This is a genomic window from Marinobacter sp. G11 (assembly GCF_021282325.1).
GTDB classification, from domain to species: domain Bacteria; phylum Pseudomonadota; class Gammaproteobacteria; order Pseudomonadales; family Oleiphilaceae; genus Marinobacter; species Marinobacter vinifirmus.
Map to the genome: position 1 here is coordinate 99,877 of NZ_JAJSPB010000001.1, position 24,703 is coordinate 124,579.

Here is a 24,703-nt window from a genome sequence, read left to right on the forward strand (position 1 = left end):
ACTGTGATACAGCGTTAATTCTGGGGTCAGGCCTCTGATTTTCAACTTAAAAAACGGTAGGACTCAGAGACAGTTCACCGTTGCGATACGGTTGACCCTCACAAGGCGCGGTTCAAACCGGTCACCGGAGCCGGACTGCCAGTGTCTGACTGCGACAAAGCCCGCAGCCAGGCCCGCCAGCGCGCCGGTAATCGCGACAAGGTCCGTCGCCCCCAGCCACCGATAGGCCCCGATACTGCCCAGCACCATCAGTACAAGGGGCAGCCCGTATACCGCCAGCGACGCGGTCAGCACCGATTGCTCATCCACTCCGATCACCACTTCATCGCCCACCCGGGCATCCACGGTGTTGGCCACCAGTATCTGGTTCGCACGCCCACCGGATACAGACGCCAGTGCCCGCTGGCCGCAACCGGAGCGGGCCGAACAACTCTGGCAGGCGCTGGTGCGGATAGTCTGCACCCAGGCCCGGTCGCCCTTGAGGGCAACCACTTTGCCGGTTTCAGTGATCATCGTTCAGACACCAGGCCAAGGGCGCCGTCAATTTTCACACCATCGGCCACCTTTCGTGCCGTGGCTGGCGGGATCTCTCCCACCACCGCGATCAGGAACGCGCGTTCATTTACCGCCACCTCACGCATATATACGGTGGTAGCACCGATTCTGGACGCCCCGGCGGGCATTTTCAGCCGGCCCATGGGTTCAACAAATACCGAAAACGCCGCCAGGCCATCAGAGAAAGCAACTGCCTTGCCCTTGCCGGAACGAGGCGCTGCTGCGGGTTCAAAACCCTCGGGGCGCCAGTTCAGGGTCCAGCCGTTCATGCGCGCTATCATCGATTGCCGGGGTTGGCCGGCGTCGTCGAGCGTACGGGTAATTTCCCGGCCCCGGGTCTGCACTTCGAACTCTTCGTCGGGAATATCGCCGGTTATCTCCAGGTTGGTGAACTGGAAATGCTCCAGCACCTCACCGTCAGCGTTGCGCACATGGCTTTTCACCAGCAGAGCCGTTTCTTTCTCCAGCCACAGCCGGTGGCTGTAACGATCGCTGTCTCGGGCGGTCAGGGCCACGGTAACCACATCGTATCCCGCCACCCGGTCTTCACCGATCAGTTCCGGCTGATACCACTGCCCGAATGGCATCAGCTGGCTGGTAAAGGCCTCGGCAAACGGGCCGGAGGGAATGACTTCTTCCAGGCTGATCCGGCCACGATCCGGCAACACGCACACTACATTCATGCCCTTGCGGACAATCTCCCCGCTGCCACCGTCCTGCATCACCAGGCGTTCTTCCACCCGGCCGTTGCGGTAGCGGTGGGCGATGCGCATGGAGTGAACCCGGTCGCCCCGGGCATAAACAAACACACCGCGATAAGACGTCATATTCAGGGCCGGGCCCATGCGCTCCAGCCAGGCCATGGCCGGGTCCGGCTCAACAGGCGACTCGTCGGCCTTTACCGGCTGCATGGCAAAAAGCCATACCAGAACTGTCACCAGCGCAGTACCCACCAACCTGACATTCATGCCAACCGGAACCATCATTGAAACTGCTCCAAACTCAATAACCGCCGCTGGCACTGACCAGGCGGGCATAGCCTACCGAACCGCGCCCGGCGCCCACGCTGTTGTGCTGCGCATGCTCAAGCAGATACTGGCGCATCTGCTGCAGTTGTTCTTCATCCAGGCGTTGCAGGGCCACCTCTTCCACTGCCGATGGCAAGGCAACCGCTGCAACCGCACCCTGCCCGGCGAGGGCTGCGGGAACGTCACCCGGTCGGGAATCCCAGCCGGCCCCGGCACCAAAGCCGACCACCAGCGCCATCACTACCATGGCAGCGACCGGCATGTGCCAGCGCCGGCGCGGCGACCGGGCAACCTCACTGGCCGCTACCTCGCGGCGGCTCCGGCCATCAAGCTGCTCACGCACAGCAGAGGCGATATCCAGGCCTTCCGCCGGGCCGTGGTTTTCGTGCATCAGATCCCGGACCTGCTGCCAGCGCTGCCATTGATCCCGGACTTCGCCCTGGCTGGCATGGGACAACAAGCGCCGAACCGACAGTTCATCCGCTTCGTCGTCCATCATCGCTGACAGGGTCTCTCTGAGACGATCATCCATCAGGTGCAACCTCGTTTATATCTCTGAATGATTCAGCAGCGGCGCCAACTGGCGATCCACTGCATCCCGCGCCCTGAATATCCGGGAACGAACGGTTCCTATCGGACACTCCAGAATCCGGGCAATGTCTTCGTAGCTCAGGCCGTCATACTCTCTGAGCAGAAACGCAGACCGAAGTTCCTCCGGCAAACCGGCGATGGCTTCGGTCAGGGCTTTCTGTAATTGCTCCCGCTGCAGCAGCCGCTCTGGCGAGGCGACGTCGCGCAGGCGGCTGCCATCATCAAAGTTTTCGGCTTCGGCGGCATCGGCCGAGCCCTGAGGTCTGCGCCCCCGGGCTTCAAGGTAGTTTTTGGCGGTATTAACAGCGATCCGGTACAACCAGGTATAGAACGCACTGTCGCCCCGGAAACGGTCAATCGCCCGGTAGGCTTTGACAAAGGTTTCCTGGGCCAGATCCATGACTTCCTGGCTGTCGTAGACATAGCGGCTGATAATAGAGGCCACGCGCGACTGGTATTTCACCACCAGCAGGTCGAAGGCCGCACGGTCGCCATTACGAACCTTGCGTACCAGTTGCAGGTCCGTCTGGCTGTCGGACTGCTCTCCGGGATTCCAGTCTTTATCAGGTGTCATGGACGAAACAGCAGTGTGTCCCCTGTTGCTGGCCACTGGCTTTCTGGCCTTGGCAAGATTTGCTTGAGTCATTGGGCATTTTCCTGCGTTCGTTCAGGCCAAATAGACAGCAAGCGCAAAGTTTAGTTCAATACACGTCCACATTATGGCCCGCGACATCGACTCAATGCCACAGTCCTACGAATACGACGTTCTCATTATCGGCAGCGGCGCTGCCGGCCTGACCGTAGCGCTCAACCTGCCGGAACACCTCAGGGTGTGCGTGGTCAGCAAGGCCGACATCAGTTCGGGCGCCACACTCTGGGCCCAGGGCGGCATTGCGGCGGTGCTCGACGATACCGACTCGGTGGAAAACCACATACAGGACACCCTTAACGCCGGCGGTGGCCTGTGCCACGAAGACGCCGTGCGCTTTACCGTGGAGCACAGCAAGGAAAGCATCGAGTGGCTGATTGAATCCGGTGTGGAGTTCACCCGCCAGGACGATGGCGCTGACTACCACCTGACCCGTGAAGGCGGGCACAGCCACCGGCGTATCATCCATGCCGCCGATGCCACCGGCCATGCGGTATCCACCACCCTGGCCAGCCAGGCTGCGGCGCGCCCGAATATCGACCTGAAATCCGGCCGGGTGGCGGTAGACCTAATCACCAACCGTAAACTGGCCTTGCCGGGCAACCGCTGCGTGGGCGCCTACATCCTGAACCTGGAAGACAACCACGTGGAACTGTTCCGGGCCCGGTTTACCGTGATTGCCACCGGCGGCTCTTCCAAGGCTTACCGGTACACCACCAACCCGGATGGTGCTTCCGGCGATGGTATTGCCATGGCCTGGCGGGCCGGTTGCCGGGTCGCCAACATGGAATTCAACCAGTTCCACCCTACGTGCCTGTACCACCCGCACGCCAAGTCATTCCTGATTACCGAAGCCGTTCGCGGTGAAGGTGGTGTACTGAAGCTGCCAGACGGCAGCCGGTTTATGGACCGTTTCGACAAACGCGCCGAGCTGGCGCCCCGGGACATCGTCGCCCGGGCCATCGACCATGAAATGAAGCGCCTGGGTGCAGACCACCTGTACCTGGACATCAGCCACAAACCGGCAGACTTCATCAAGCACCACTTCCCGACCATTTACGAGAAGTGCCTGGGCTTTGGCATCGACATCACCAGGGAGCCTATTCCGGTGGTGCCTGCGGCCCACTACACCTGTGGTGGCATTGTCAGCGACGAACGCGCCCGCACCGACATCAACCAGCTCTATGTGGTGGGGGAAGCAGCCTTCACCGGCCTGCACGGCGCCAACCGCATGGCCAGCAACTCCCTGCTGGAATGCCTGGTGTACGGCCGCGCCGCCGCTGCCGATATCACCCGCCGGGAATCGGATATTCCGGCACCGCCCGCAGCACCGGACTGGGATGAAAGCCAGGTACGGGATTCCGATGAAGACGTTGTGATCTCCCACAACTGGGACGAACTTCGCCACTTCATGTGGGACTACGTGGGCATTGTGCGCACCACCAAGCGATTGCAGCGGGCCAAGCACCGGGTCGATCTGCTGTCCCGGGAAATCGGCGAGTTCTACAGCAATTACCGGGTAACCAATGACCTGATAGAGCTGCGTAACCTGGTTACCGTAGCAGACCTGATCATCTGCTCGGCCCTCCAACGCAAGGAAAGCCGGGGCCTGCACTACACACTGGACTACCCGGGCATGCTGAACGATCCGCAAGACACGGTCCTGGTACCCACCACCTATCGCACGCTGTCTCCCTGACCGGGAGATTCCATTCTGTTTTCAAGGCAATCGACTATGTCTGACACCAACGCATCCAACGACCATACCGACTTTCACCGCCTGTGGTGGCACAGCCGCCGGGGCATGCTCGAGCTGGATGTACTGCTGCTGCCGTTTCTGGAAGAAGCCTACCGGGATCTCGATCCGGAAGACCAGGAGCGCTATCGCAAGCTGCTGAGCTGCGAAGACACCGACATGTTCGAGTGGTTCATGCAGCGCAGCAAGCCGCAGGACCCGGATCTGCAGCGGATCGTGGAGATCATCCTGAACCGTGTCCAGCCGGATTGAACTGAGACTTTCCCCTTCACGGGCGGCCGGCATACTGGCTGCCCTGCCCTGGCTGGTACTGATGGTGTTCAGCCTCGTCGCAGCCCCGGCCAGCAGTCTTTGGCTGCTGTTGCTGCTGGCGCCTGCAGGGATCATGGCTATTCGCCAGTTCCGGCGTTGCGGGCTGTTAAAGGGCCCTGACGCCATTGTTGCCCTGCAATCTGACGCCGACACCCTCACCTGCCAGCTGGCAAACGGGGAAACCCGCACTGTAAGAATCTGCGGTTCGAGCAGCCTCGGCGCCTCCTTCCTGGCCTTGAAACTTCGCCCTGCAGACACCACATCCAGAACTATGTTTGTACTGGTTCTCGGTGCCAGCTCCCTGTTTGGCGCCAACGCCCCGGAGACCGATTTTCGCCGGTTACGGATGTGGCTGAGAGCCGGCCGGCCAACAACGGCTTAACGAATTTTCCACCCCATTGCGGAGAGCTTTATGAACAACCGCCCCACCACCGCCAACCAACATGGCTACGCGGTGCTTGAGCACAGGGTCATGGTCCGCATCAGCGGCCCGGGCACCGACAAGTTTGTTCAGGGCCAGTTTTCCCAGCACGTGGACGACGTTACCCCCCAACAATCACGCCGGGCCGCAGCCAGCACGCCAAAAGGCCGCGCCTACTGCCTGACCCGCCTGGTGCGGGACCAGCAGGACCTGCTGATGGACCTGGACCGGGAACTGTCAGACGCCACCCTGGGCCAGCTGAAGAAATACCTGATGCTGTTCCGCGGTACCCGCATGGATGTCGTAGAGCAGGCCCGGATTATCGGCCTGCTGGGCCAGGAGGCCGCCGTAACGGTTGCCGGAGACAACGCCGCCAAACTGGCCAGCCCGGGCGATGTAGTGGCCACAGAGAACGGCTACCTGATCCGCATTGAGGACAGCGCCGGGGCTTTACCCCGATACGAATGGTGGCTACCGGAAGGTGGTGCCGAATTACCCGAAGGGCTTCCCGAGCTGACCATAAACGACTGGAACGCCGCCAGCATTGCCGCCGGCGTACCCTGGCTGACACCGGCTACCGCAGAGGCTTACGTACCGCAAATGCTGAACCTTCAGCACCTGCAGGGCGTGCATTTCAAGAAAGGCTGCTATACCGGGCAGGAAGTGATCGCCCGCATGCACTTCCTCGGCCAGCTGAAGAAGAGCCTGTACAGGCTAGCCTTTACCGGCTGCACCCAGGCGCCTGAAGCTGACAGCAACCTGCTGGCAGGCGACAAAAAGGCCGGGGATGTGGTCAATGCGGTGATGACCTCAGACAACGGGGGCGAGCTGCTGGCCGTTCTGCGCCATGATGCGGACAAGTCGGCACTGAGCCTGGAAGGTAACGACGCGTGCCAATTCGAAGTGCTCGACCTGCCCTACCCGGTACCGGAGCGGGAAGCTGATCCGGCAAGCTGATTATTGCTTGCCGTAACGCTGTAGCAATTCGGCCTTCGGTGGCAGGCTCCAGTCGATCGCAGGCCGGTTCCGGCTGAGCAGCCAGTCATTGGCCCGGGAGAAGTGACTGCAGCCGAAGAAGCCCCGGTAGGCACTCAGGGGCGACGGATGCGGCCCTTCCAGCACCAGGTGACGGTTGCGATCGATATGCCGGCCTTTCTTGCGAGCGTAGCTGCCCCAGAGCAGAAACACCACATCGTCGCGCTCGCGATTGATGGTTTCGATCACCTTGTCGGTAAAGGTTTCCCAGCCATTGCCCTGATGGGCGCCGGCATTGCCCTGCTCCACGGTCAGTACCGCATTCAGCAAAAGCACACCCTGCCCAGCCCAGGTTTGCAGGCAGCCGTGATCAGGCCGGGGATGGCCAAGATCCGTTTCAATTTCCTTGAAGATATTCACCAGGGACGGTGGCGGAGGCACATCCGGCCGGACCGAAAAACACAGGCCATGGGCCTGGCCGGGGCCGTGGTAGGGATCCTGCCCCAGAATCACCACGCTCACTTTATCCAGCGGCGTGCTGTTCAGGGCGTTGAAACACAGGTGTCTTGGAGGAAACAGCACCTTTCCGGCCTGTTCCTCGGCGGCCAGGAACTCGGCCAGTTGCCGCATGTAAGGCTGACGGAACTCGTCCGCCAGCCACTCATCCCAGCCGCGACTGGGCTTCAGTTGCTGAGCCAGCGCCTCGGCAGGGTGCATCGCTTTACTCGCCTTCCGGCTTCTGCTCGGCCTTGTGCTCCGGGCGCATGGCCGGGAACAGGATAACGTCGCGGATGGACGGCGAATCGGTCAGCAGCATGGCCAGGCGATCGATACCGATGCCTTCACCGGCGGTCGGCGGCAGGCCGTATTCCAGCGCCATCACGTAGTCGTCATCGTAGAACATGGCTTCGTCGTCGCCGGCGTCTTTCTCGGCCACCTGGGCCTGGAAACGCTCGGCCTGGTCTTCGGCGTCATTCAGCTCGGAGAAGCCGTTGGCAATCTCGCGGCTGCCCACGAAGAACTCGAAGCGCTCGGTTACGAACGGGTCGCTGTCCTTGCAGCGTGCCAGGGGCGACACTTCTTTCGGGTACTCGGTGATGAACGTCGGCTGCATCAGGCGATGCTCGGCGGTGGCCTCGAAGATTTCGATCTGCACCTTGCCCAGGCCCCAGATATCTTTCACGTGGATACCCAGGTTCTTCGCCACTTCGCGGGCCTGGGCGTCGTCTGCCAGCTGCTCGCGGGTGATGTCCGGGTTGTAGCGCAGGATGGCGTCTACCACGGTCAGGCGCTCGAACGGCTTGCCGAAATCGTATTCGATGGTTTCGTCACTGCCATCTTTCAGTACCCGGGTGTTCACCACGGTGGTGGTGCCCAGCACTTTCTGCGCGATGGTGCGCAGCATGTCTTCGGTCAGGTCCATCAGGTCGTTGTAATCGGCGTAGGCCTGGTAGAACTCGACCATGGTGAACTCGGGGTTGTGCCGGGTCGACAGCCCTTCGTTACGGAAGTTACGGTTGATCTCGAACACCCGCTCGAAACCGCCCACGACCAGGCGCTTGAGGAACAGCTCAGGGGCAATCCGCAGATACATGTCGATACCCAGGGCGTTGTGATGGGTCACAAACGGACGGGCCGTGGCGCCACCGGGGATCACCTGCAGCATGGGGGTTTCCACCTCCATGAAGTCACGGTCGGTGAAGTACTGGCGCATGGTGTTGATGATCTTCGACCGGGCATGGAACACGCGGCGGCTGTCTTCGTTCACCATCAGGTCCACATACCGGTGACGGTAGCGGGCTTCGGTGTCGGTCAGGCCCTTGTGCTTCTCCGGTAGCGGGCGCAGAGACTTGGTGAGCAGCACGTAGTCTTCCATGGTGACGTACAGGTCGCCCTTGCCAGACTTCGACAGGGTACCGCGCACGCCCACGATGTCGCCCATATCCCAGTGCTTGGTGTCCTTCTGGACATCCTTGGAGGCATAGATCTGGATGCGGCCGGTCATGTCCTGAACCACCTTGAACGCCTTGCGGTCGAGCATCATGCGGCCGGCAATGGCCACCTTGATGCCCAGGGACTCCAGCTCTTCCTTGGATTTGTCACCGTATTTTTCCTGCAGCTCGGCAGCGGTGGCATCGCGACGGAAGTCGTTCGGGAACGGATTGCCCTGCTCGCGCATGTTTGCCAGTTTGGCGCGGCGCTCGGCAATCAGCTTGTTGTCCTCGGGCTGTGCAGCGTTCTGGGTGTGTTCAGTCATGTTGGCTCACTAAGAAGTCGGGATTGTCCGGGTGTGGGTGAATGGCGCTGGTTACAGCGCCATCTTCAGACTGGCTTCAATAAACTTGTCGATGTCACCATCCAACACCGACTGGGTGTTGCTGGTTTCCACCTTGGTGCGCAGGTCCTTGATACGGCTGTCATCCAGCACGTAGGAGCGGATCTGGCTGCCCCAGCCGATGTCAGACTTGGAGTCTTCGGCTTTCTGTTTCTCTTCGTTGCGCTTCTGCATTTCCAGCTCAAAGAGCTTGGCCTTGAGCTGCTTCATGGCCTGGTCTTTGTTCTGGTGCTGGCTTCGGCCGGCCTGGCAGGCCACCACAATCCCGGTCGGGTTGTGGGTCAGTCGCACCGCGGATTCGGTCCGGTTAACGTGCTGGCCACCGGCACCGGAGGCACGGTAAACGTCCACCCGCAGATCCGCCGGGTTGATCTCGATTTCGAAGCTGTCGTCCACTTCCGGCGATACAAATACCGAAGAGAAAGAGGTGTGGCGACGGTTGCCGGAATCAAACGGGGATTTACGCACCAGGCGGTGTACGCCGGTTTCAGTGCGCAACCAACCGTAGGCGTAGTCGCCCTGGATGTGAATGGTGGCACTCTTGATGCCCGCCACTTCACCTTCCTGCAGTTCAACGATCTCGGATTTGAATCCGCGACGCTCGGCCCAGCGCAGGTACATGCGCAGCAGCATATTGCCCCAGTCCTGGGCTTCGGTGCCGCCGGAGCCGGCCTGGATGTCCAGGTAGGCGTTGTTGGCGTCCATTTCGCCGGAGAACATGCGGCGGAATTCGAGTTTCTCGAGTTCTTTATCGAGGCCTTCGAGATCGGCTTCGATTTCCTGGACGGTACCTTCGTCATCCTCTTCCACGGCCATATCCAGCAGGCTTTCTGCATCGGCCAGGCCGTTGGTGAGGTTGTCGATGGTTTTGACGATCAGTTCAAGATCAGAGCGCTCTTTACCCAGGTTCTGGGCACGCTCGGGATCGTCCCAGACGGTGGGTTGTTCGAGTTCGCGTTCGACTTCGGTCAGGCGTTCACTGCGCTGATCGTAGTCAAAGATACCCCCTCAGCGCTTCAGTGCGCTCGCGAAGCTCTTTGATCTTCGTCACTATGGGATTAATTTCCATGAAACCTTGTCTCGCTTTGGAAAAATGATGCGATAAAAACAGAGGGCGGATTCTACCGGAATTTGCGGGGTAAATCAGCAAGCGGAAAGTACGGAGTATCTGAGTTCCGAGCCCGGCCCTGAGGCTTCGGCTCTGGTGCAAGCACAGGGTGGGCGGGAACCTTTCCGGGAGACGCTGTGAATACGTCCATGTACGCTTAACGAAAACATCCATGTTTCGATACTCCCGGAAAGGTTCCCACCCACCCTGCGCCCAGACATGTTTCGGGGAGTCTGCGGCTACGTATTTGCCGTTTTATCTTTCCGTGTTTTTCCGTGTCTTCCGTGGCAAAAAATCCTTATCTTTTAACCCCTTATTTTTTCGTGTCCTTTCGCGGATTTAGTGGCCAAAAAAATCACCCCAAAGGCTCCAGATAATCCACCAAAAGCTGCAAATTAGTCCGCCCCCGAAACGTATTAGCATCCGGCTTATAAACCACCCGCGCGCCACTCCGGGTAAAGTCCGGCACTTCCGGCCCGGTGTTGAAGGCGATGCCATCGATAATGCCCCCGCCTTCAACCGGCTGCAGCACCAGCTTCAAATGGTTCTCGCCGACAATCCGCTGGCTCACCACCCGGAATTCGCCGTCAAATACCGGCTCCGGAAAATGCTGGCCCCAGGGGCCGGCGCGTTTCAGCAGGTAGGCGGTGTCCAGGTTCAGTTCTTCCGGGGCCAGGGGGCCGTCGGTGGTGATGGCCGCCTCAAGGTCTTCCGGTTTCAGGGTATCGCGCACGGCCTGGTCGAAGGCGTTGCTGAAACGTTCCAGGTCGTCCCGGGCGATGGTCATGCCGGCGGCCATGGCGTGGCCGCCGTATTTTTTCATCAGGCCCGGGTTCTTCGCGTCGACCACGGCCAGGGCGTCGCGGATGTGAAGGCCCGGGATGGAGCGGGCGGAGCCTTTGAGGTGTTCGCCGTCGTCGTCGGGCGCGAAGGCGATGGTCGGCCGATGGGTTTGTTCGCGGATTCGGGCGGCCAGGATGCCGATTACGCCCTGGTGCCAGTCCTGGTCGAACAGGGCCAGGCCCCAGGGCAGGCCTTCGATGTCGAGGGACATGGAGGCCAACAGGTCCTGGGCCTGGGCTTTCATGTCTTTTTCGATGCTGCGGCGTTCGCGGTTGAAGTTGTCCAGTTCCCGGGCCAGGCGCAGGGCTTCGTCGCGGCTGTCGGCGAGCAGGCAGCCGATGCCGATGCTCATATCGTCCAGCCGGCCGGCGGCGTTCAGGCGTGGGCCAACCACAAAGCCGAGGTCGGTAGCGCTGATTTCGGTGTAGTCGCGGCCAGCGACTTCCAGCAGGGCCAGGATGCCCGGTCTGGCTTCGCCCTTGCGGATGCGACGGATGCCCTGCTCCACGAAAATCCGGTTGTTGTGGTCCAGCGGCACGACGTCGGCCACGGTTCCCAGTGCGACCAGGTCCAGCAGGCTGCCCAGGTTGGGCTCCGGGTCCGGCAGCAGGTTGTTGTCTCGCAGGTGTTTGCGCAGGGCTGTCAGCACATAGAACATCACACCCACGCCGGCGGCATTCTTGCTCAGAAAAGGGCAGCCGGGCTGGTTGGGGTTCACGATGGCATCGGCGTCTGGCAGTTCGTCACCGGCCAGGTGGTGGTCGGTGATGACCACTTTGATACCCAGCTCCCGGGCGGCACGCACACCTTCGATGGCGGAGATGCCGTTATCCACGGTCACCAGCAAGTCGGGCAAATCGCCTTCTTCCTGCAAGCGATGGATGATGCCCGGCGTCAGGCCGTAACCATCAGAGAAGCGGCTGGGTACCCGGAAGTCGATGGCTGCCACGCCCAGCATAGACAGGCCGAGCATGGCTACAGAAGTACTGGTGGCGCCATCGGCATCGAAGTCCCCCAGCACCATCACCCGCTGTTTTTGCACAATAGCCTCGGCCAGCAGTTCAACCGCGCGATCAATGCCGCGAAGCTGCAGGGGTGAAGCCAGGTGTTTCAGGGTGTACTGGAGCTGGTCGTCGGAGTGCACACCGCGGGCGGCGTACAGGCGGCGAAGGATGGGGGGCAGGTTTTGCCCCCAGCCCGCCACATCGGACGGCTGGGGGCGACGCAGGATCTTTTTAGGAGTCATGCCGGATCAGGCGTTCTTCCAATGCTTGGCAATAAAGCCCTGCACCTCGGACACATTGTTGTCCAGAACGGTATAACGCTCTTCCCGCTCGAACAGGTCGGCCATGTGGGCCGGCAGCTCGGGCTTCACGCTCAGGCCGGATTCGGCGATGGCGTCCGGGAACTTGGCCGGGTGGGCGGTACCCAGGGTGATCATGGGCACGGCACTGTCACGACGGCAGTTGCGGGCGGCACGCACGCCAATGGCGGTGTGCGGGTCCAGCAGGTATTCGTTCTGCTCGTAGATTTCCCGGATGGTGTCGCAGGTGGTCTTGTCGTCTACCGCGTCGCTGTCGAACAGTTTGCGGGCGTGCTTCCAGCGATAGTCTTCGATACTGACCGGGCCCTTGGCGGCACGCTCCAGCAGGTCTTTCACGGCAGCGCCATCACGACCGTGCAGGTCAAACAACAGGCGCTCGAAGTTGCTGGACACCATGATATCCATGCTCGGCGACAGGGTATGCTCCAGCTGGTGCTGCTCATACTTGTTACCGCTCATGAAGCGATGCAGGATGTCGTTGCGGTTGGTGGCAATCACCAGCTGGCTGATGGGCAGGCCCATTTTTTTGGCCAGGTAGCCCGCAAAGATATCGCCGAAGTTACCGGTGGGCACCGAGAACGCCATGCTGCGGTCCGGGCCACCCAGGGCCAGGGATGCCTGGAAGTAGTACACGATCTGGGCCATGATCCGCGCCCAGTTGATGGAGTTCACCGCCGCCAGCTGGGTTTTGCCGCCCAGGAAGGACTGGTTGCCGAAGCTATCCTTCACCATGCGCTGGCAGTCGTCGAAGTTGCCTTTGACTGCGATATTGTGGATGTTATCACCCTGCACCGTGGTCATCTGGCGGCGCTGTACTTCAGACACCCGCTGGTGCGGATGCAGGATGAAGATATCCACGTGCTCGCAGCGACGGCAGCCTTCAATAGCAGCCGAGCCGGTATCACCGGAGGTAGCCCCCATGATCACCACGTGCTGGTTACGCTTTTCCAGAACATAGTCGAGCAGGCGACCCAGAAGCTGCAGGGCGAAGTCCTTGAACGCCAGCGTGGGGCCACGGAACAGTTCCATCACCCACTCGTTGGTATCCAGCTGTACCAGCGGCGCGACGGCCTGGTGCGTGAACACGCTGTAGGTTTCGTCCAGCATCTTGCGGAAGTCATCGGCCGGAATGGCATCTTCCACGAACGGATACATGACCTTGTAGGCCAGTTCGGCATACGGCAGGCCACGCCAGCTTCGGATTTCTTCCAGGCTGAAGTGCGGAAGGGATTCCGGCACATACAGGCCGCCATCGGTGGCCAGTCCGGTCAGAAGAACGTCTTCAAAGCCCAGAGCGGGAGCTTCACCCCGTGTACTGATGTATCTCACGTGCGTACCTGTCAGTTAAAGTTTTCAGCGCGGATGCGGACAACCTTGCCGTCAACGTCGGCCAGGGCTTCCATTTCCTCGATGGCCAGGTTCATCTGGCGCTCCTGAACCGTGTGGGTCAGGATGATGACCGGAATACGGCCATCCTTGAATTCGGATTCTTTCTGCATGATGGATTCGATGTTGATGCCATGCTCACTCAGAATCGACGCCACCTTGGCCAGCACGCCCGGGTGGTCAAAGGCCTGGATGCGCAGATAGTAGGCAGACTGAACATCTTCCATCGGCAATACCGGCAGGTCTTCCAGTGCATCCGGGCTGAAGCCCAGATAAGGCACTCGCTGCTGGCTGTTGCTGGCTACCGCACGGGCAACGTCGACCACATCGGCAATCACCGCAGAGGCCGTGGCTTCGTCACCGGCACCGGGGCCGTAATACATGGTCTGGCCGACCGCATCGCCATCCACCAGAACAGCGTTCAGAACACCGTCTACCTGGGCAATCAGGTGGCTCTTGGGCACAAGGGTCGGATGCACACGCAGCTCGATGCCGTCTTCACGGCGGCGGGCAATACCCAAGTGCTTTACCCGGTAACCCAGCAGTTCAGCGTGGGCAATATCGTTCGGGGTCAGCGCAGAAATGCCTTCGGTGAAAGCCTTGTCGAATTGCAGGGGCACACCAAAACCGGACGCGGCCAGGATGGTCAGTTTGTGGGCGGCGTCGATGCCTTCCACATCAAAGGTCGGATCAGCTTCCGCGTAACCCAGCGCCTGCGCTTCTTTCAGCACCTCTTCAAAGGGCCGTCCGGCGCGCATTTCGGTCAGGATGTAGTTACCGGTGCCATTGATAATGCCGGCAATGGTGTCGATGCGGTTGGCCGCCAGGCCTTCGCGCACGGCCTTGATGACAGGAATACCGCCGGCCACGCCAGCTTCGTAGGCAACAACCACACCGGCCTTTTCGGCGGCTTCGAAAATCTCGTTGCCATGAACGGCAATCAGCGCCTTGTTGGCGGTTACCACATGCTTGCCGTTGGCAATAGCGGCCAGTACCAGCTCCTTTGCGGCGTCATAGCCGCCAATCAGCTCAACCACAATATCAACGGCGGGATCATTCACCACATCAAAAATGTCGGTACTGAAGGGCACATCGCCCAGCGCCAGGTCATCCCGGCTGCGGCGACTGGCTACCCGGACAACACGGATGTTGCAGCCTGCACGGCCGGCAATAATCGCTGCATTGCGTTTCAGGACATTGAATGTACCGCCGCCAACGGTTCCCAATCCGCAGATTCCGACATTTACGTCTTTCAAGCTCTCACCTCTGATCCCGATGCGGGGTGCTGATGGATTGCAATAAGGCCGGATAGTATACCGGTTCAGGGCCCGCTGAATAAGCCCTGAATCGGTCACAAGTCACACAGGAAGTCCGGAGCCGCGCTGCGGCTCCGATAACGGGTCAGAGCAGACCCAGACCTTCGGCCAGGTTCCTGGCCGGCACATAGCCGCGAATCATGTTGCCATCTTCCAGCAGAATTGCCGGGGTACCGGTTACACCGACCTGGCCACCCAGGCGGTACTGGTCTGCAACCGGGTTATCGCAGCTCTGCTGAGGTACGTTTTTGCCACCCTTGGCAGCATCCATGGCCGCCTGCTGGTCGTCCGAACACCATACCGACTCATATTTGCGGAACGACGCTGTGCCGGGGCCGGATCGAGGGAAGGCGTAATAGTTGACGGTAATGCCATAGCTGTTGAGCTGGGGAACTTCGTCATGCAGCTTGCGGCAGTACGGACAGTCGATATCGGTAAAGACGTCGATAACCGCTTTTTCTTTGCCATCGGCAGGGTATGAGATCAACCCTTCCTTACCGAAGGCTGCCATCTGCTGCTGACGACTGGTCGCCCGGGACTCTTCGGTTACGTTGGCAATACCGGTATCGGTAATCTTGAGCAGGTCGCCGGTGAACAGGTAGGCGCCATCGGCCGTGGTATAAATGGTGTCGCCGTTGCTGCTCAGCACTTCGTACAGGCCTTCCGCTTCGGACTTCTGCACGGAACTGATCTTCAGGCCCGGCACCGCATCAGTCAGCCGCTTGGCGATGGCGTCTTCGGTTTCACCGGCCAACACGGCGGGCACTGCCACCAAGGACATCATCAGGCCGGTTACCGCGGCCGCAATTTTAAGATTCATGGGTCAGAAACTACCTTTTCCGGTTAATAGATTCAGGCATTTTGCTTGCCCGGGGCCTTCGTACGCAACTACCGGCATCATTCCCGAACCTTGCGACAGGGCGCCCCGGCAAAAGTTCACCCCGAGATCAGTCACCACCACGGGGATGGTGGGCCTGGTGCAAATCCTGCAGCCGTTGACGGGCCACATGGGTGTAGATCTGGGTGGTCGAAAGGTCAGAATGCCCGAGCAACATCTGCACTACCCGTAAATCTGCACCATGGTTGAGCAAATGGGTGGCAAAGGCGTGGCGCAGGGTGTGGGGCGACAGGTGCTTGCGGATACCGGCACGCACCGCGTAGTGCTTGATCCGGTACCAGAAGGTCTGGCGGGTCATGGCACTGGCCCGGTTCCCGGGGAACAAGGCATCACTGCTCTTACCCTTGAGCAATTCCGGCCGGGCTTCCTTCATATAGCTCAGCAGCCAGTCGATAGCCTCTTCCCCCAGCGGCACTAACCGGTCTTTCCCGCCTTTACCACTGATGCGCACTACGCCCTGGCGCAGGTTGACCCGGTCTACGGTCAGCCCGGTGAGCTCCGACACCCGCAGCCCACAACCATACAGGATTTCCAGCATGGCCCGGTCCCGCAACTCCAGCGGTATTTCCGGATCCGGCTCAGTCAGCAGCGCCTCGACATCGGCTTCAGTAAGGGTATCCGGCAAACGCCGGGGCAACTTCGGGCTGTCGATTCGCAAGGTAGGATCTTCGGCGATGAGACCTTCCCGCAGTAAATACCGGTAAAAACGCCGGATACCGGAAAGCCGCCGGGCTGCCGTACTGGTTTTTAGGCCCTCCGCCAGCCCACGGGACATCCAGGCCAGAAGATCGGTCCTTTTAGCGGACCGCAAGCTGGGCGCTCCGGGCTGTTGCTCCAGCCATCCGGAAAGCCGGGCCAGGTCACTGGCATAGGCCTGGCGGGTTTTCTCACCCAGACCATCCTCGAGCCATATGGCATCCGAGAATTGGCTGATCAGCTGCTCGTCATCCGGCCGCGGCAAGGTATTACCTCATTAATGTCTGTCTGGGCAGCATTAAAGCACAAAAAAAGCAGCCTCTTGAGGCTGCTTTTTTCAAACTGGCTGGCCGGAAGGCCAAACTCAGTTAAGCTTTTCCTTGATACGAGCTGCCTTACCAGACAGGTCGCGCAAGTAGTACAGCTTGGCCTGACGCACGTCACCACGACGCTTCACGCTTACGCTGTCAATCAGCTTGGAGAAAGTCTGGAAAGTACGCTCAACACCCACGCCGTAAGAGATCTTACGAACAGTGAAGGAAGAGTTCATGCCACGGTTGCGCTTGCCGATAACAACGCCTTCGAACGCCTGCAGACGCTCACGGTTACCTTCAGTTACGCGAACCTGTACAACCACGGTATCACCCGGCGCGAACGCAGGGATTTCCTTGGTCATCTGTTCTGCTTCAAGTTGACTGATGATGTTGTTCTTGCCGCTCATCGTAATGCTCCTGATACCCAATCTTTCAATGCCCTGATGATTCAGAGGCACCCGGTTCGTTCAAAATTTCATCCAGAAGCTGACGCTCTTCTTCCGTAAGCACCCGCTGTTCCAGCAGGTCGGGGCGTCGCTCCCGGGTTCGCCTCAACGATTCTTTCAATCGCCAACGCCGGATCTGTTCATGGTGACCGCCCAAAAGAACTTCCGGCACCGCCTGACCTTCGTATACCTCGGGCCGGGTGTAGTGCGGACAATCCAGCAAACCGTCAGCAAAGGAGTCCTGCTCTGCTGACTGCGCATGACCCAGCGCTCCGGGGATGAGGCGTGTTACCGCATCAATCACAGCCATCGCCGCCAGTTCGCCACCTGAGAGCACAAAATCACCCAGGGACACTTCCCGGTCGACTTCCGCCGATATCAGGCGTTCATCAACGCCCTCATAACGACCGGCAACGAGAATCAGCTGTTGTTCGGCAGCGAGAGACTCCACTACCGACTGATCCAGCCTTTCACCCTGGGGCGAAAGATAGACCACACAGGCCTTGCCGGGTGCCGATGTCCGGGCCGCATGGATAGCATCCCGCAGGGGCTGGATTTTCATCAGCATCCCGGGGCCGCCGCCATAAGGCCGGTCATCCACAGTACGGTGACGATCATGCGTGAAGTCCCGGGGGTTCCAGCTGTTAAAGGTCAAAAGACCTTCACGAACTGCCCTGCCGGTAATCCCGTAATCTGTCACCGCAGAAAACATGTCGGGAAACAGACTGACTGCGCCAATCCACACCCGTCAGAACTCCGGATCCCAGTCCACCACCATACGCGAGCTTTCAAGATCCACCCCCTGAACTACCTGATCCGGCAGATAGGGAATGAGCCGTTCGCGCTGGTCAATGGAGCCCGCTGTCGCGTGCACCACCAGGACATCGTTGGAGCCTGTTTCCAGCAGGTGATGCACCTTACCCAGGCACTCACCGTCAACCGTGAACACTTCCAGGCCTTCCAGCTGATGCCAGTAGAACTCCCCTTCGGGAAGCTCCGGCAGCAACTCGGTCGGAACCCGGATCTCGGCACCGCCATAACTGCGGGCCAGCTCACGATCATCAATACCTTTAAGCCTGACGACGATCCCCTGCCCTTGGCGGCGACCCTCCTCAAGCTTTGCAGGAATACGCTTGCCGTCCAGAACCAGGGTCCAGTCGCGGTAGTTCAGTATTCCTTCTTTGGGATCTGTATAAGAGAAGACCTTAAGCCAACCCTTGACCCCGAACACCGAGGTGATCCGGCCGATCACAGTTTCCTGTGGATGCTGTGCCATGCCTGTCAAACCCCGGTATCAGATTGCAATTACTCAGCAGTCTTGAGCAGCTGGGCAACGCGATCGCTGGTTTGAGCACCCTGGCCCAGCCAGAACTCAACGCGATCACGGTCAACGCGCAGACGCTCTTCCTGACCGCGGGCAACCGGGTTGAAGAAACCAACACGCTCAATGAAACGGCCGTCACGGGAGTTACGGCTGTCAGTGACTGTCAGATGGTAGAACGGGCGCTTCTTGGAGCCGCCACGAGCCAAACGGATTGTTACCATTTCGACCAATATCCTGTTCTGTTGTACGAACTTTGTACGATTCACGTCATGCCGAGAACGGCTGACGAGAAGACCCATACTCGAAAGGGGCGCTATTCTATGCCAAAAACGCGCCAATGAAAACAGGGAAACGCGTGGTTTCCCCATTTTATATGTAAGGCTTTTTACATACGGCCAAACGGGGGCATGCCACCACCGCCGCCGGGCGGCATCATACCACCAAGACCGCGCATCATGTTGGCCATTCCGCCTTTTTTGCCAAGTTTCTTCATCATCTTCGACATCTGCTTATGCTGCTTGAGCAGACGGTTCACATCCTGGATCTGCGTACCCGAACCGGCTGCAATGCGCCGCTTGCGGGAATTATTGATCACATCCGGGTAACGGCGCTCTTTCGGCGTCATGGAGCAGATGATCGCCTCCATCTGGCCTACAGACTTGTCATTGACCTGCTGCTGCGCCATCTGGGCCATCTGACCCATGCCCGGCAGCTTGTCCAGCAGGCCGCCGATACCACCCATACTCTTCATCTGCTGAAGCTGGTCCCGGAAGTCCTCCAGATCAAAGCCCTTACCTTTTTTGATCTTCTTGGTGAGCTTCTCGGCCTTCTTCTTGTCCAGCTTGCGCTCTGCTTCCTCTATAAGGGAGAGCACATCACCCATACCCAGGATGCGGGAAGCCACCCGATCCGGATAGAAAGGCTCGAGGGCATCGGACTTCTCGCCCACACCCAGGAACTTGATCGGCTTACCGGTAATGTGGCGAACAGACAAGGCCGCACCACCGCGGGCATCACCATCGGTCTTGGTAAGCACCACACCGGTGAGCGGCAACGCATCGTTAAAGGCCTTGGCAGTGTTGGCGGCGTCCTGACCGGTCATGGAATCGACCACGAACAGGGTTTCCACCGGATTCACCGCCTTATGCAGGCGGCCAATCTCACCCATCATGCCTTCATCAACGTGCAGGCGGCCCGCGGTATCCAGAATCACCACATCAATGTGCTTGCGGCGCGCCGCTTCGATGGCGCCGTTGGCGATGTCGACCGGGTCCTGGTCGGTGGTGCTGGGGAAAAACTCGACACCCACTTCACCCGCCAGGGTTTCCAGCTGACGAATGGCCGCCGGGCGGTAGATATCGGCACTGACCACCAGCACGGATTTCTTGTGCCGCTCTTTAAGGAAGCGGGACAGCTTGGCCACGGTGGTGGTTTTACCAGCACCCTGCAGACCCGCCATCATAATAACGGCAGGCGGCCGGGTAGACAGGTTAAGGGACTCGTTGCCCTCGCCCATCACCCGCTCCAGCTCTTGCTGGACGACTTTCACAAATACCTGGCCCGGCGTCAGGCTGCGCTGCACTTCCTGGCCGATGGCCCGCTCGCGCACTCCTTCGATAAACGCCTTGACCACCGGCAGCGCAACGTCTGCCTCCAGCAGGGCCATGCGCACTTCACGCAAGGTTTCCTTGATATTGTCTTCGGTAAGGCGCGCCTGACCAGAGATCTTGCGCAAGCTGCCGGATAGCCGGTCCTGGAGATTCTCAAACATGTTGCTCTTCCGTACCCCGGAGAAATTGTTCACACAAATCAAGAAGCCGGCGCCGGCCGCTTGATTCCTGTTGCATAATCGCGACATTATACCCAGACTACGGAGCCTCTGAACAACTCCACGCCGCTTTCACGTTAAAAGGCAAACATAAAGGACGTCATGGGAACGCTGATCCTCGCGGTTACCGCACTTTTCCTGTACAGCGTCGGCACTGCCCTGCAGGCCCTCCATTTTCGTGGCAAGGTGCAAAGCAACCTGGCACTGACCACCCTGATTGGCGTACTTGCACTGATAGGCCACGGCCTGCTCATTGCCCAGACGGTCCACCTGGATGGCGGCTTCGATTTCAGCTTCTTCAAAAGCTCGGTACTGATTGCCTGGCTGATCGTTTTCCTGCTCCTGGGCCTGAATCTCTCCAAGCCGGTGGGCAGCCTGTTCCTGGGCGCTTATCCGCTGGCGGCGGCCACCATAGTCATGGCGCTGATCACCCATACGCCGTCGCGACTGGTGCCGGATGAAAGCTACGGCATGCTGTCCCACATCGCCCTGTCGATCACCGCATACAGCCTGTTTACCCTGGCCGCCATCCAGGCCGCCCTGCTGTACTTCCAGAACCGCCAGCTGAAGCAGAACTACAACAGCCTGCTGGTGCGCAACCTGCCGCCACTGCAAACCATGGAATCGGTATTGTTCGAACTGGTCTGGGCGGGCGTAGTCCTGCTGACCCTCGCCATTATTACCGGCGCCATGTTTATTGAAGACCTGTTTGCCCAGGACCTGGCCCACAAAACCCTGTTTTCCATGCTCTCCCTGGCCGTATTTGTCGGCCTGCTGGTGGGCCGCTACACCAAGGGCTGGCGCGGCATGACTGCAAGCCGCTGGACCCTGGCCGGCTGCGCCCTGCTGATGATGGCCTTTTACGGCAGCAAATTCGTGCTGGAAGTACTGTTTCAGCGGGGCCTGTAATCCCGCAAACCGCTTGACACCGGCGCTTCACACCCCCTATTTTCGCAACTTGTCGTCAACGTAAGGGCTCCTCTTTTGAACGAAACATCGCTCACGGCGCTGTTCATCCTCCTCGTCGGCCTGATCATTCTGTCCGGCTTCTTTTCCAGCTCCGAAACCGGGATGATGTCCCTGAACCGCTATCGCCTGAAACACATGGTAAAAAGCGGACACAAGGGCGCACGCCGGGCGCAGAACCTGCTGAACCGGACCGACCAGCTGATCGGCGTTATCCTGATCGGCAACAACTTCGTCAACATCTTCGCCTCATCCATTGCCACGGTGATTGCCATTCGCGTGTGGGGCGATGCCGGCATCGCCATTGCCACCGTTCTGCTGACCATCGTTATCCTGATCTTCGCCGAGGTCACGCCGAAAACCCTGGCAGCCCTGTTCCCGGAAAAGATAGCCTTTCCGGCCAGCCACGTACTGGGGCCGCTGCTGAAAATCCTTTACCCGCTGGTATGGGCCGTCAACCTGTTTACCGGCATAATCCTGCGACTGCTCGGAGTGTCATCAGCCCAGGCTTCGGAGGATCACCTGAGCCGGGAAGAACTGCGTACCGTGGTGAATGAAGCGGGCGCCCTGATTCCTGCCAAGCACAAAGACATGCTGGTGAGCATCCTGGACCTGGACAACGTCACCGTGAACGACATCATGGTGCCCCGGAATGAAGTGGTCGGTGTCGACCTGGAAGACGACACCGATGTCATCCTTCGGCAACTCAAGACCAGCCAGCACACCCGGCTTCCGGTGTTCAGCGGCGACATCAACAACATCCAGGGCATTCTGCACCTGCGCAGCGTCGCTCGCCTGCTGCAGCAGGACGACATCGACAAAGACATGGTCCTGCAACTGTGCGCCGAACCCTACTTCATCCCGGAAAGCACACCGCTGAACACCCAGCTGCTGAATTTCCAGAAGGGCCGGCGCCGGTTTGGCATTGTCGTGGACGAGTACGGAGACGTACTGGGGCTGGCCACACTGGAAGACATCCTCGAGGAAATCGTCGGCGAATTCACCACTGACTTCGCAGCCACCTCCATGGACATCATTCCCCAGGACAACGGCACCTTTATTATCGATGGCAGCGCCGCCGTCCGGTCGATCAACAAGACCCTGGGCTGGAAACTGCCCACCGACGGCCCTAAAACCCTCAACGGCCTGATCACCGAAACCCTCGAGAACATCCCGGACACCAACGTCTGCCTGAAAGTAGACGGCCACCGGGTGGAGGTCCTGCAAATCAAGGACAACGTGGTGAAGGCCGCGATCGTCCACCCGCGAAAAAAGAAGAAGCGCGGCACCGGCTCATAACCGGAACCCGGAATGATGATTAATCATGTCATTCCGGCGTAAAATGCGCTAAATTTAACCAAAATCAGAACAGGCAAGAATCCAGCTCGGTCATGTATCCGGTTAAAGGCGTAAACAGGAGTCGGCCATGAAAAAGCAGTCCGGCATACATTACCTCCGAGAACACAGGGAAGCGGCAAGTACCCGCCCGGTTCCACCGGAGGTCGCCCGTATCCGTGACACCGTTGTCGCGGGGCTGGGTGATTTACTGCAGGGAGCGTTCGATGCTGTCGACGACTCCCTGTTCGAGCTGGCAAACAATTCCAGAAGTAACAATGAACAAAACCGTTACTTCGAGGCGATGCGGGAAATCCGTATCAAGCGTAAAGGCGTCGAACGCCACTTCCAGAATGCCGTTGCCCGGTTCTTTGCGACACCACCGGTAACCGGTCAAGTCCGCACCGAAGAGGCTTCCCGGCCAACAAATGCCGACAGCCTGTCCCTTGTGGGTGACGACGACCTGGAAGAACAGGTGGCACTGAACGCCATGGTCAGCAAGGCCAAGGCACACTTTCAAGGCCCCTTGCTACAGCTTCAGGCCAGGTTTACCGAAGTCTATCCGGACGCCAGCGAAACTGCCCCGGTTAACCCCATGGCTCCGGAACACCTTTGCAGCGCCTTTGTCGAAGCCATCCAGACCCTGGAAATCCAGATTCGTGAACGGTTGATTGTGCTCAAGCAATTTGACCGTTACGTGGTCTCCAACCTGGGCATGCTGCTGGATGAAGCCAACCGCATCCTGATTCAGGCGGGCATCATTCCCAATTTCCGCTACCACGGCAAAACCGGCCAGCAGAAAGCCGCGACCACCAAGGCCGGGGAACCGTCGGGTGCCACGCCGGAACAACAAAGCAGCTACCAGCCCAGCGCAGAAGATTCCGCACTGTTTGAGCAGATCCGTCAAATGCTCGCCCAGCAAAGGGCCAACTCGGGCATGCCGACCCGCCGTGCCGATCCATCAGTGCGGGTGATCGGTGGCCAGGAACTGATGAACCTGCTCGGCGCCCTGCCGGCACAGCAGATGTGGCCGGAGTCCGGTGATCTCAGCAGTGGCGAACCGGTGTCGGTAGACCTGCGCCAGGTTATTCAGGGCCTGATTACCCGAAATGCTGCCCAGGGCGAGAAAACCGCCGCCCTGAGCGAGGTGGATGAAGATCTCATCAACCTGGTGTCCATGCTGTTCGAATTCATTCTGGACGACTACAACCTGTCGTCGCCGGTGCAGGTGCTGATCAGCCGCCTGCAGATCCCGATTTTGAAAGTCGTCATCAAGGACAAGGGCTTCTTCAGCAAGGCCACCCATCCGGCCCGCAAGCTCCTGAACTCCCTGGCCCGCGCCGGTATCGGCTGGAGCAGCAGCGACGAGAAAAGCCGCGACAAGCTGTACGACCAGATCCACACCGTGGTGCAGCGTATCCTCAACGAGTTCGATGGCGACATCAGCCTGTTTGAAACCCTGAACCAGGAGTTCGAGCAGTTTCTGGAGCGGGAAAACCGCAAAGCCTCACTGGTTGAGCAGCGTACCCGGGAATCCGAACGCGGCCGCATCAAATCCCAGAAAGCCCAGGAAGCGGTCGACCGCCTGCTGAAGGAAAAGGTTGCCCGCTACGACCTGCCGGAATCCGTACACGATATCCTGGTACACGGCTGGAGCCGGGTAATGTTCCTGGCCTACCTGCGGGACGATGCCGAGCACCGCTGGCAGGAAACCGCCAAGGTGGTCGACGACCTGATCTGGTGCCTGCATCCCCACGAAGAAGACGAAGAGCGCGACCAGTGGGTACGGGTTGTACCTGGCCTGCTGAAAACCCTGCGCGCCGGGCTCGAAGAAGTGTCTTACAACGCCAACCGGCTCGACCAGATGATGGGCCAGCTCAAGCACGAACTGGCAGATGCCTTCCGCACCAACTCGTCCATCAAGGCCCGCAAGGAGCCGGAACCGGTGCAGGAAGACACCGTGTCACTGCACTCCAAGGCCGAGTACCAGCAGGAGCTGGACGACGCAGCCATCGCCGAGTTCGTTACCCAGCTCGACAAGCTGGAAATCGGCCACTGGGTAGAGTTCAGCCTGGTGAACGGCACCAGCTTCCGCTGCAAACTGTCCGCCATCATTGATGAAGCCGACTGTTTTGTGTTCGTGAACCGCATGGGCCTGAAAGTGATCGAGAAAACCCGGGTGGAGCTGGCACATGAAATGCGCAGAGGCCGGCTGACACTGCTGGAACAGGGTGCCCTCATCGATCGTGCGCTTAACGCAATGGTTGGCAGCCTGCGCTCCAAGACCGCCTGATCGT

At 59.6% G+C, this 24,703-nt stretch carries 24 protein-coding genes; 7 read left to right on the forward strand and 17 right to left on the reverse strand.

Annotation, left to right across the window (positions count from 1 at the left end; genetic code table 11):
• Positions 1-63: 63 nt before the first annotated feature.
• From LWH94_RS00445 to rpoE, 4 genes are read right to left on the reverse strand one after another with little or no spacing between them, the layout of a single operon-like run.
• Positions 64-513, reverse strand: coding sequence for a SoxR reducing system RseC family protein (locus tag LWH94_RS00445; RefSeq protein ID WP_058340294.1), 450 nt, complete (start codon positions 511-513; stop codon positions 64-66).
• Positions 510-1,541 carry a MucB/RseB C-terminal domain-containing protein gene (locus LWH94_RS00450; protein WP_442914953.1) on the reverse strand — a complete coding sequence of 344 codons (1,032 nt, stop codon included), beginning with the start codon at positions 1,539-1,541 and terminating at the stop codon, positions 510-512. The genes LWH94_RS00445 and LWH94_RS00450 overlap by 4 nt, the downstream gene beginning before the upstream one ends.
• Before the next feature lie 16 nt (positions 1,542-1,557).
• On the reverse strand, positions 1,558-2,115 hold the full coding sequence (locus LWH94_RS00455; protein ID WP_232900753.1) for a sigma-E factor negative regulatory protein: 558 nt from the start codon (positions 2,113-2,115) through the stop codon (positions 1,558-1,560).
• Between the two features lie 15 nt (positions 2,116-2,130).
• Positions 2,131-2,820 carry an RNA polymerase sigma factor RpoE gene (rpoE, locus tag LWH94_RS00460; RefSeq protein ID WP_036219391.1) on the reverse strand — a complete coding sequence of 230 codons (690 nt, stop codon included), beginning with the start codon at positions 2,818-2,820 and terminating at the stop codon, positions 2,131-2,133.
• Between the two features lie 94 nt (positions 2,821-2,914).
• Here rpoE and nadB point away from each other — a divergent pair, with 94 nt between their 5' ends.
• The 4 genes from nadB to ygfZ are packed head-to-tail and all read left to right on the forward strand — an operon-like array spanning position 2,915 to position 6,269.
• On the forward strand, positions 2,915-4,522 hold the full coding sequence (gene nadB / locus LWH94_RS00465) for an L-aspartate oxidase (protein ID WP_232900755.1): 1,608 nt from the start codon (positions 2,915-2,917) through the stop codon (positions 4,520-4,522).
• Positions 4,523-4,558: 36 nt separating this feature from the next.
• Positions 4,559-4,831 carry an FAD assembly factor SdhE gene (locus LWH94_RS00470; protein WP_058340296.1) on the forward strand — a complete coding sequence of 91 codons (273 nt, stop codon included), beginning with the start codon at positions 4,559-4,561 and terminating at the stop codon, positions 4,829-4,831.
• Entirely contained in the window at positions 4,815-5,273 is a 459-nt protein-coding gene (locus tag LWH94_RS00475) for a hypothetical protein (RefSeq protein ID WP_232900756.1), read from the forward strand. The genes LWH94_RS00470 and LWH94_RS00475 overlap by 17 nt, the downstream gene beginning before the upstream one ends.
• Before the next feature lie 30 nt (positions 5,274-5,303).
• Positions 5,304-6,269: a CAF17-like 4Fe-4S cluster assembly/insertion protein YgfZ gene (gene ygfZ, locus LWH94_RS00480; protein WP_232900758.1), complete on the forward strand. Its 966-nt coding sequence runs from the start codon at positions 5,304-5,306 to the stop codon at positions 6,267-6,269.
• Here the strand turns inward: ygfZ and ung are convergent, their stop codons facing one another.
• The 13 genes from ung to ffh form a co-directional block, all read right to left on the reverse strand.
• Positions 6,270-7,004: a uracil-DNA glycosylase gene (ung, locus tag LWH94_RS00485; RefSeq protein WP_232900759.1), complete on the reverse strand. Its 735-nt coding sequence runs from the start codon at positions 7,002-7,004 to the stop codon at positions 6,270-6,272. It abuts the gene before it with no gap.
• Between the two features lie 4 nt (positions 7,005-7,008).
• Complete coding sequence (gene lysS, locus LWH94_RS00490; RefSeq protein WP_232900761.1) at positions 7,009-8,544, reverse strand: lysine--tRNA ligase; 1,536 nt, start codon at positions 8,542-8,544, stop codon at positions 7,009-7,011.
• 51 nt (positions 8,545-8,595) lie between these two features.
• Positions 8,596-9,691, reverse strand: a protein-coding gene (gene prfB, locus LWH94_RS00495) for a peptide chain release factor 2 (RefSeq protein ID WP_199456295.1) whose coding sequence is annotated in 2 segments (ribosomal slippage) — positions 8,596-9,618 and positions 9,620-9,691 — 1,095 coding nt in all. Because the reading frame shifts where the segments join, the coding sequence is not laid out codon by codon here.
• Positions 9,692-10,085: 394 nt separating this feature from the next.
• Complete coding sequence (gene recJ, locus LWH94_RS00500) at positions 10,086-11,819, reverse strand: single-stranded-DNA-specific exonuclease RecJ (RefSeq protein WP_232900763.1); 1,734 nt, start codon at positions 11,817-11,819, stop codon at positions 10,086-10,088.
• Between the two features lie 6 nt (positions 11,820-11,825).
• Positions 11,826-13,226, reverse strand: coding sequence for a threonine synthase (gene thrC / locus LWH94_RS00505; RefSeq protein WP_232900766.1), 1,401 nt, complete (start codon positions 13,224-13,226; stop codon positions 11,826-11,828).
• 11 nt (positions 13,227-13,237) lie between these two features.
• Entirely contained in the window at positions 13,238-14,539 is a 1,302-nt protein-coding gene (locus LWH94_RS00510) for a homoserine dehydrogenase (RefSeq protein ID WP_058340303.1), read from the reverse strand.
• A gap of 145 nt (positions 14,540-14,684) precedes the next feature.
• Positions 14,685-15,419, reverse strand: coding sequence for a DsbC family protein (locus tag LWH94_RS00515; protein WP_232900767.1), 735 nt, complete (start codon positions 15,417-15,419; stop codon positions 14,685-14,687).
• Between the two features lie 127 nt (positions 15,420-15,546).
• Positions 15,547-16,458: a site-specific tyrosine recombinase XerD gene (gene xerD, locus LWH94_RS00520; RefSeq protein WP_022988898.1), complete on the reverse strand. Its 912-nt coding sequence runs from the start codon at positions 16,456-16,458 to the stop codon at positions 15,547-15,549.
• Positions 16,459-16,557: 99 nt separating this feature from the next.
• Positions 16,558-16,914: a 50S ribosomal protein L19 gene (rplS, locus tag LWH94_RS00525; RefSeq protein ID WP_022988899.1), complete on the reverse strand. Its 357-nt coding sequence runs from the start codon at positions 16,912-16,914 to the stop codon at positions 16,558-16,560.
• A gap of 25 nt (positions 16,915-16,939) precedes the next feature.
• On the reverse strand, positions 16,940-17,698 hold the full coding sequence (gene trmD / locus LWH94_RS00530) for a tRNA (guanosine(37)-N1)-methyltransferase TrmD (RefSeq protein WP_058340305.1): 759 nt from the start codon (positions 17,696-17,698) through the stop codon (positions 16,940-16,942).
• A gap of 3 nt (positions 17,699-17,701) precedes the next feature.
• A complete protein-coding gene (gene rimM, locus LWH94_RS00535) occupies positions 17,702-18,229 on the reverse strand; it encodes a ribosome maturation factor RimM (protein ID WP_022988901.1) in 528 nt (175 codons plus the stop codon).
• Positions 18,230-18,258: 29 nt separating this feature from the next.
• Positions 18,259-18,498: a 30S ribosomal protein S16 gene (gene rpsP, locus LWH94_RS00540; RefSeq protein ID WP_058340306.1), complete on the reverse strand. Its 240-nt coding sequence runs from the start codon at positions 18,496-18,498 to the stop codon at positions 18,259-18,261.
• Positions 18,499-18,662: 164 nt separating this feature from the next.
• Positions 18,663-20,048 carry a signal recognition particle protein gene (gene ffh / locus LWH94_RS00545; protein ID WP_232900769.1) on the reverse strand — a complete coding sequence of 462 codons (1,386 nt, stop codon included), beginning with the start codon at positions 20,046-20,048 and terminating at the stop codon, positions 18,663-18,665.
• Between the two features lie 159 nt (positions 20,049-20,207).
• On the opposite strand from ffh, the gene LWH94_RS00550 reads away from it, so the two are divergent.
• The 3 genes from LWH94_RS00550 (at position 20,208) to LWH94_RS00560 (ending at position 24,699) form a co-directional block, all read left to right on the forward strand.
• A complete protein-coding gene (locus LWH94_RS00550) occupies positions 20,208-21,014 on the forward strand; it encodes a cytochrome C assembly family protein (RefSeq protein ID WP_094624664.1) in 807 nt (268 codons plus the stop codon).
• Positions 21,015-21,089: 75 nt separating this feature from the next.
• Positions 21,090-22,370 (forward strand): HlyC/CorC family transporter, encoded by a 1,281-nt coding sequence (locus LWH94_RS00555; protein ID WP_232900770.1) that lies wholly within the window; start codon positions 21,090-21,092, stop codon positions 22,368-22,370.
• Positions 22,371-22,497: 127 nt separating this feature from the next.
• Complete coding sequence (locus tag LWH94_RS00560; RefSeq protein ID WP_232900772.1) at positions 22,498-24,699, forward strand: DUF1631 domain-containing protein; 2,202 nt, start codon at positions 22,498-22,500, stop codon at positions 24,697-24,699.
• Positions 24,700-24,703: the final 4 nt, after the last annotated feature.

Excerpts from the sequence above, each read along its gene's own strand:
- LWH94_RS00445 (WP_058340294.1), bottom strand. The coding sequence starts at position 513 with ATGATCACTGAAACCGGCAAAGTGGTTGCCCTCAAGGGCGACCGGGCC.
- LWH94_RS00450 (WP_442914953.1), bottom strand. The coding sequence starts at position 1,541 with ATGATGGTTCCGGTTGGCATGAATGTCAGGTTGGTGGGTACTGCGCTG.
- LWH94_RS00455 (WP_232900753.1), bottom strand. The coding sequence starts at position 2,115 with ATGGATGATCGTCTCAGAGAGACCCTGTCAGCGATGATGGACGACGAA.
- rpoE (WP_036219391.1), bottom strand. The coding sequence starts at position 2,820 with ATGACTCAAGCAAATCTTGCCAAGGCCAGAAAGCCAGTGGCCAGCAAC.
- nadB (WP_232900755.1), top strand. The coding sequence starts at position 2,915 with ATGCCACAGTCCTACGAATACGACGTTCTCATTATCGGCAGCGGCGCT.
- LWH94_RS00470 (WP_058340296.1), top strand. The coding sequence starts at position 4,559 with ATGTCTGACACCAACGCATCCAACGACCATACCGACTTTCACCGCCTG.
- ygfZ (WP_232900758.1), top strand. The coding sequence starts at position 5,304 with ATGAACAACCGCCCCACCACCGCCAACCAACATGGCTACGCGGTGCTT.
- ung (WP_232900759.1), bottom strand. The coding sequence starts at position 7,004 with ATGCACCCTGCCGAGGCGCTGGCTCAGCAACTGAAGCCCAGTCGCGGC.
- lysS (WP_232900761.1), bottom strand. The coding sequence starts at position 8,544 with ATGACTGAACACACCCAGAACGCTGCACAGCCCGAGGACAACAAGCTG.
- recJ (WP_232900763.1), bottom strand. The coding sequence starts at position 11,819 with ATGACTCCTAAAAAGATCCTGCGTCGCCCCCAGCCGTCCGATGTGGCG.
- LWH94_RS00515 (WP_232900767.1), bottom strand. The coding sequence starts at position 15,419 with ATGAATCTTAAAATTGCGGCCGCGGTAACCGGCCTGATGATGTCCTTG.
- rplS (WP_022988899.1), bottom strand. The coding sequence starts at position 16,914 with ATGAGCGGCAAGAACAACATCATCAGTCAACTTGAAGCAGAACAGATG.
- rimM (WP_022988901.1), bottom strand. The coding sequence starts at position 18,229 with ATGGCACAGCATCCACAGGAAACTGTGATCGGCCGGATCACCTCGGTG.
- rpsP (WP_058340306.1), bottom strand. The coding sequence starts at position 18,498 with ATGGTAACAATCCGTTTGGCTCGTGGCGGCTCCAAGAAGCGCCCGTTC.
- ffh (WP_232900769.1), bottom strand. The coding sequence starts at position 20,048 with ATGTTTGAGAATCTCCAGGACCGGCTATCCGGCAGCTTGCGCAAGATC.
- LWH94_RS00550 (WP_094624664.1), top strand. The coding sequence starts at position 20,208 with ATGGGAACGCTGATCCTCGCGGTTACCGCACTTTTCCTGTACAGCGTC.
- LWH94_RS00560 (WP_232900772.1), top strand. The coding sequence starts at position 22,498 with ATGAAAAAGCAGTCCGGCATACATTACCTCCGAGAACACAGGGAAGCG.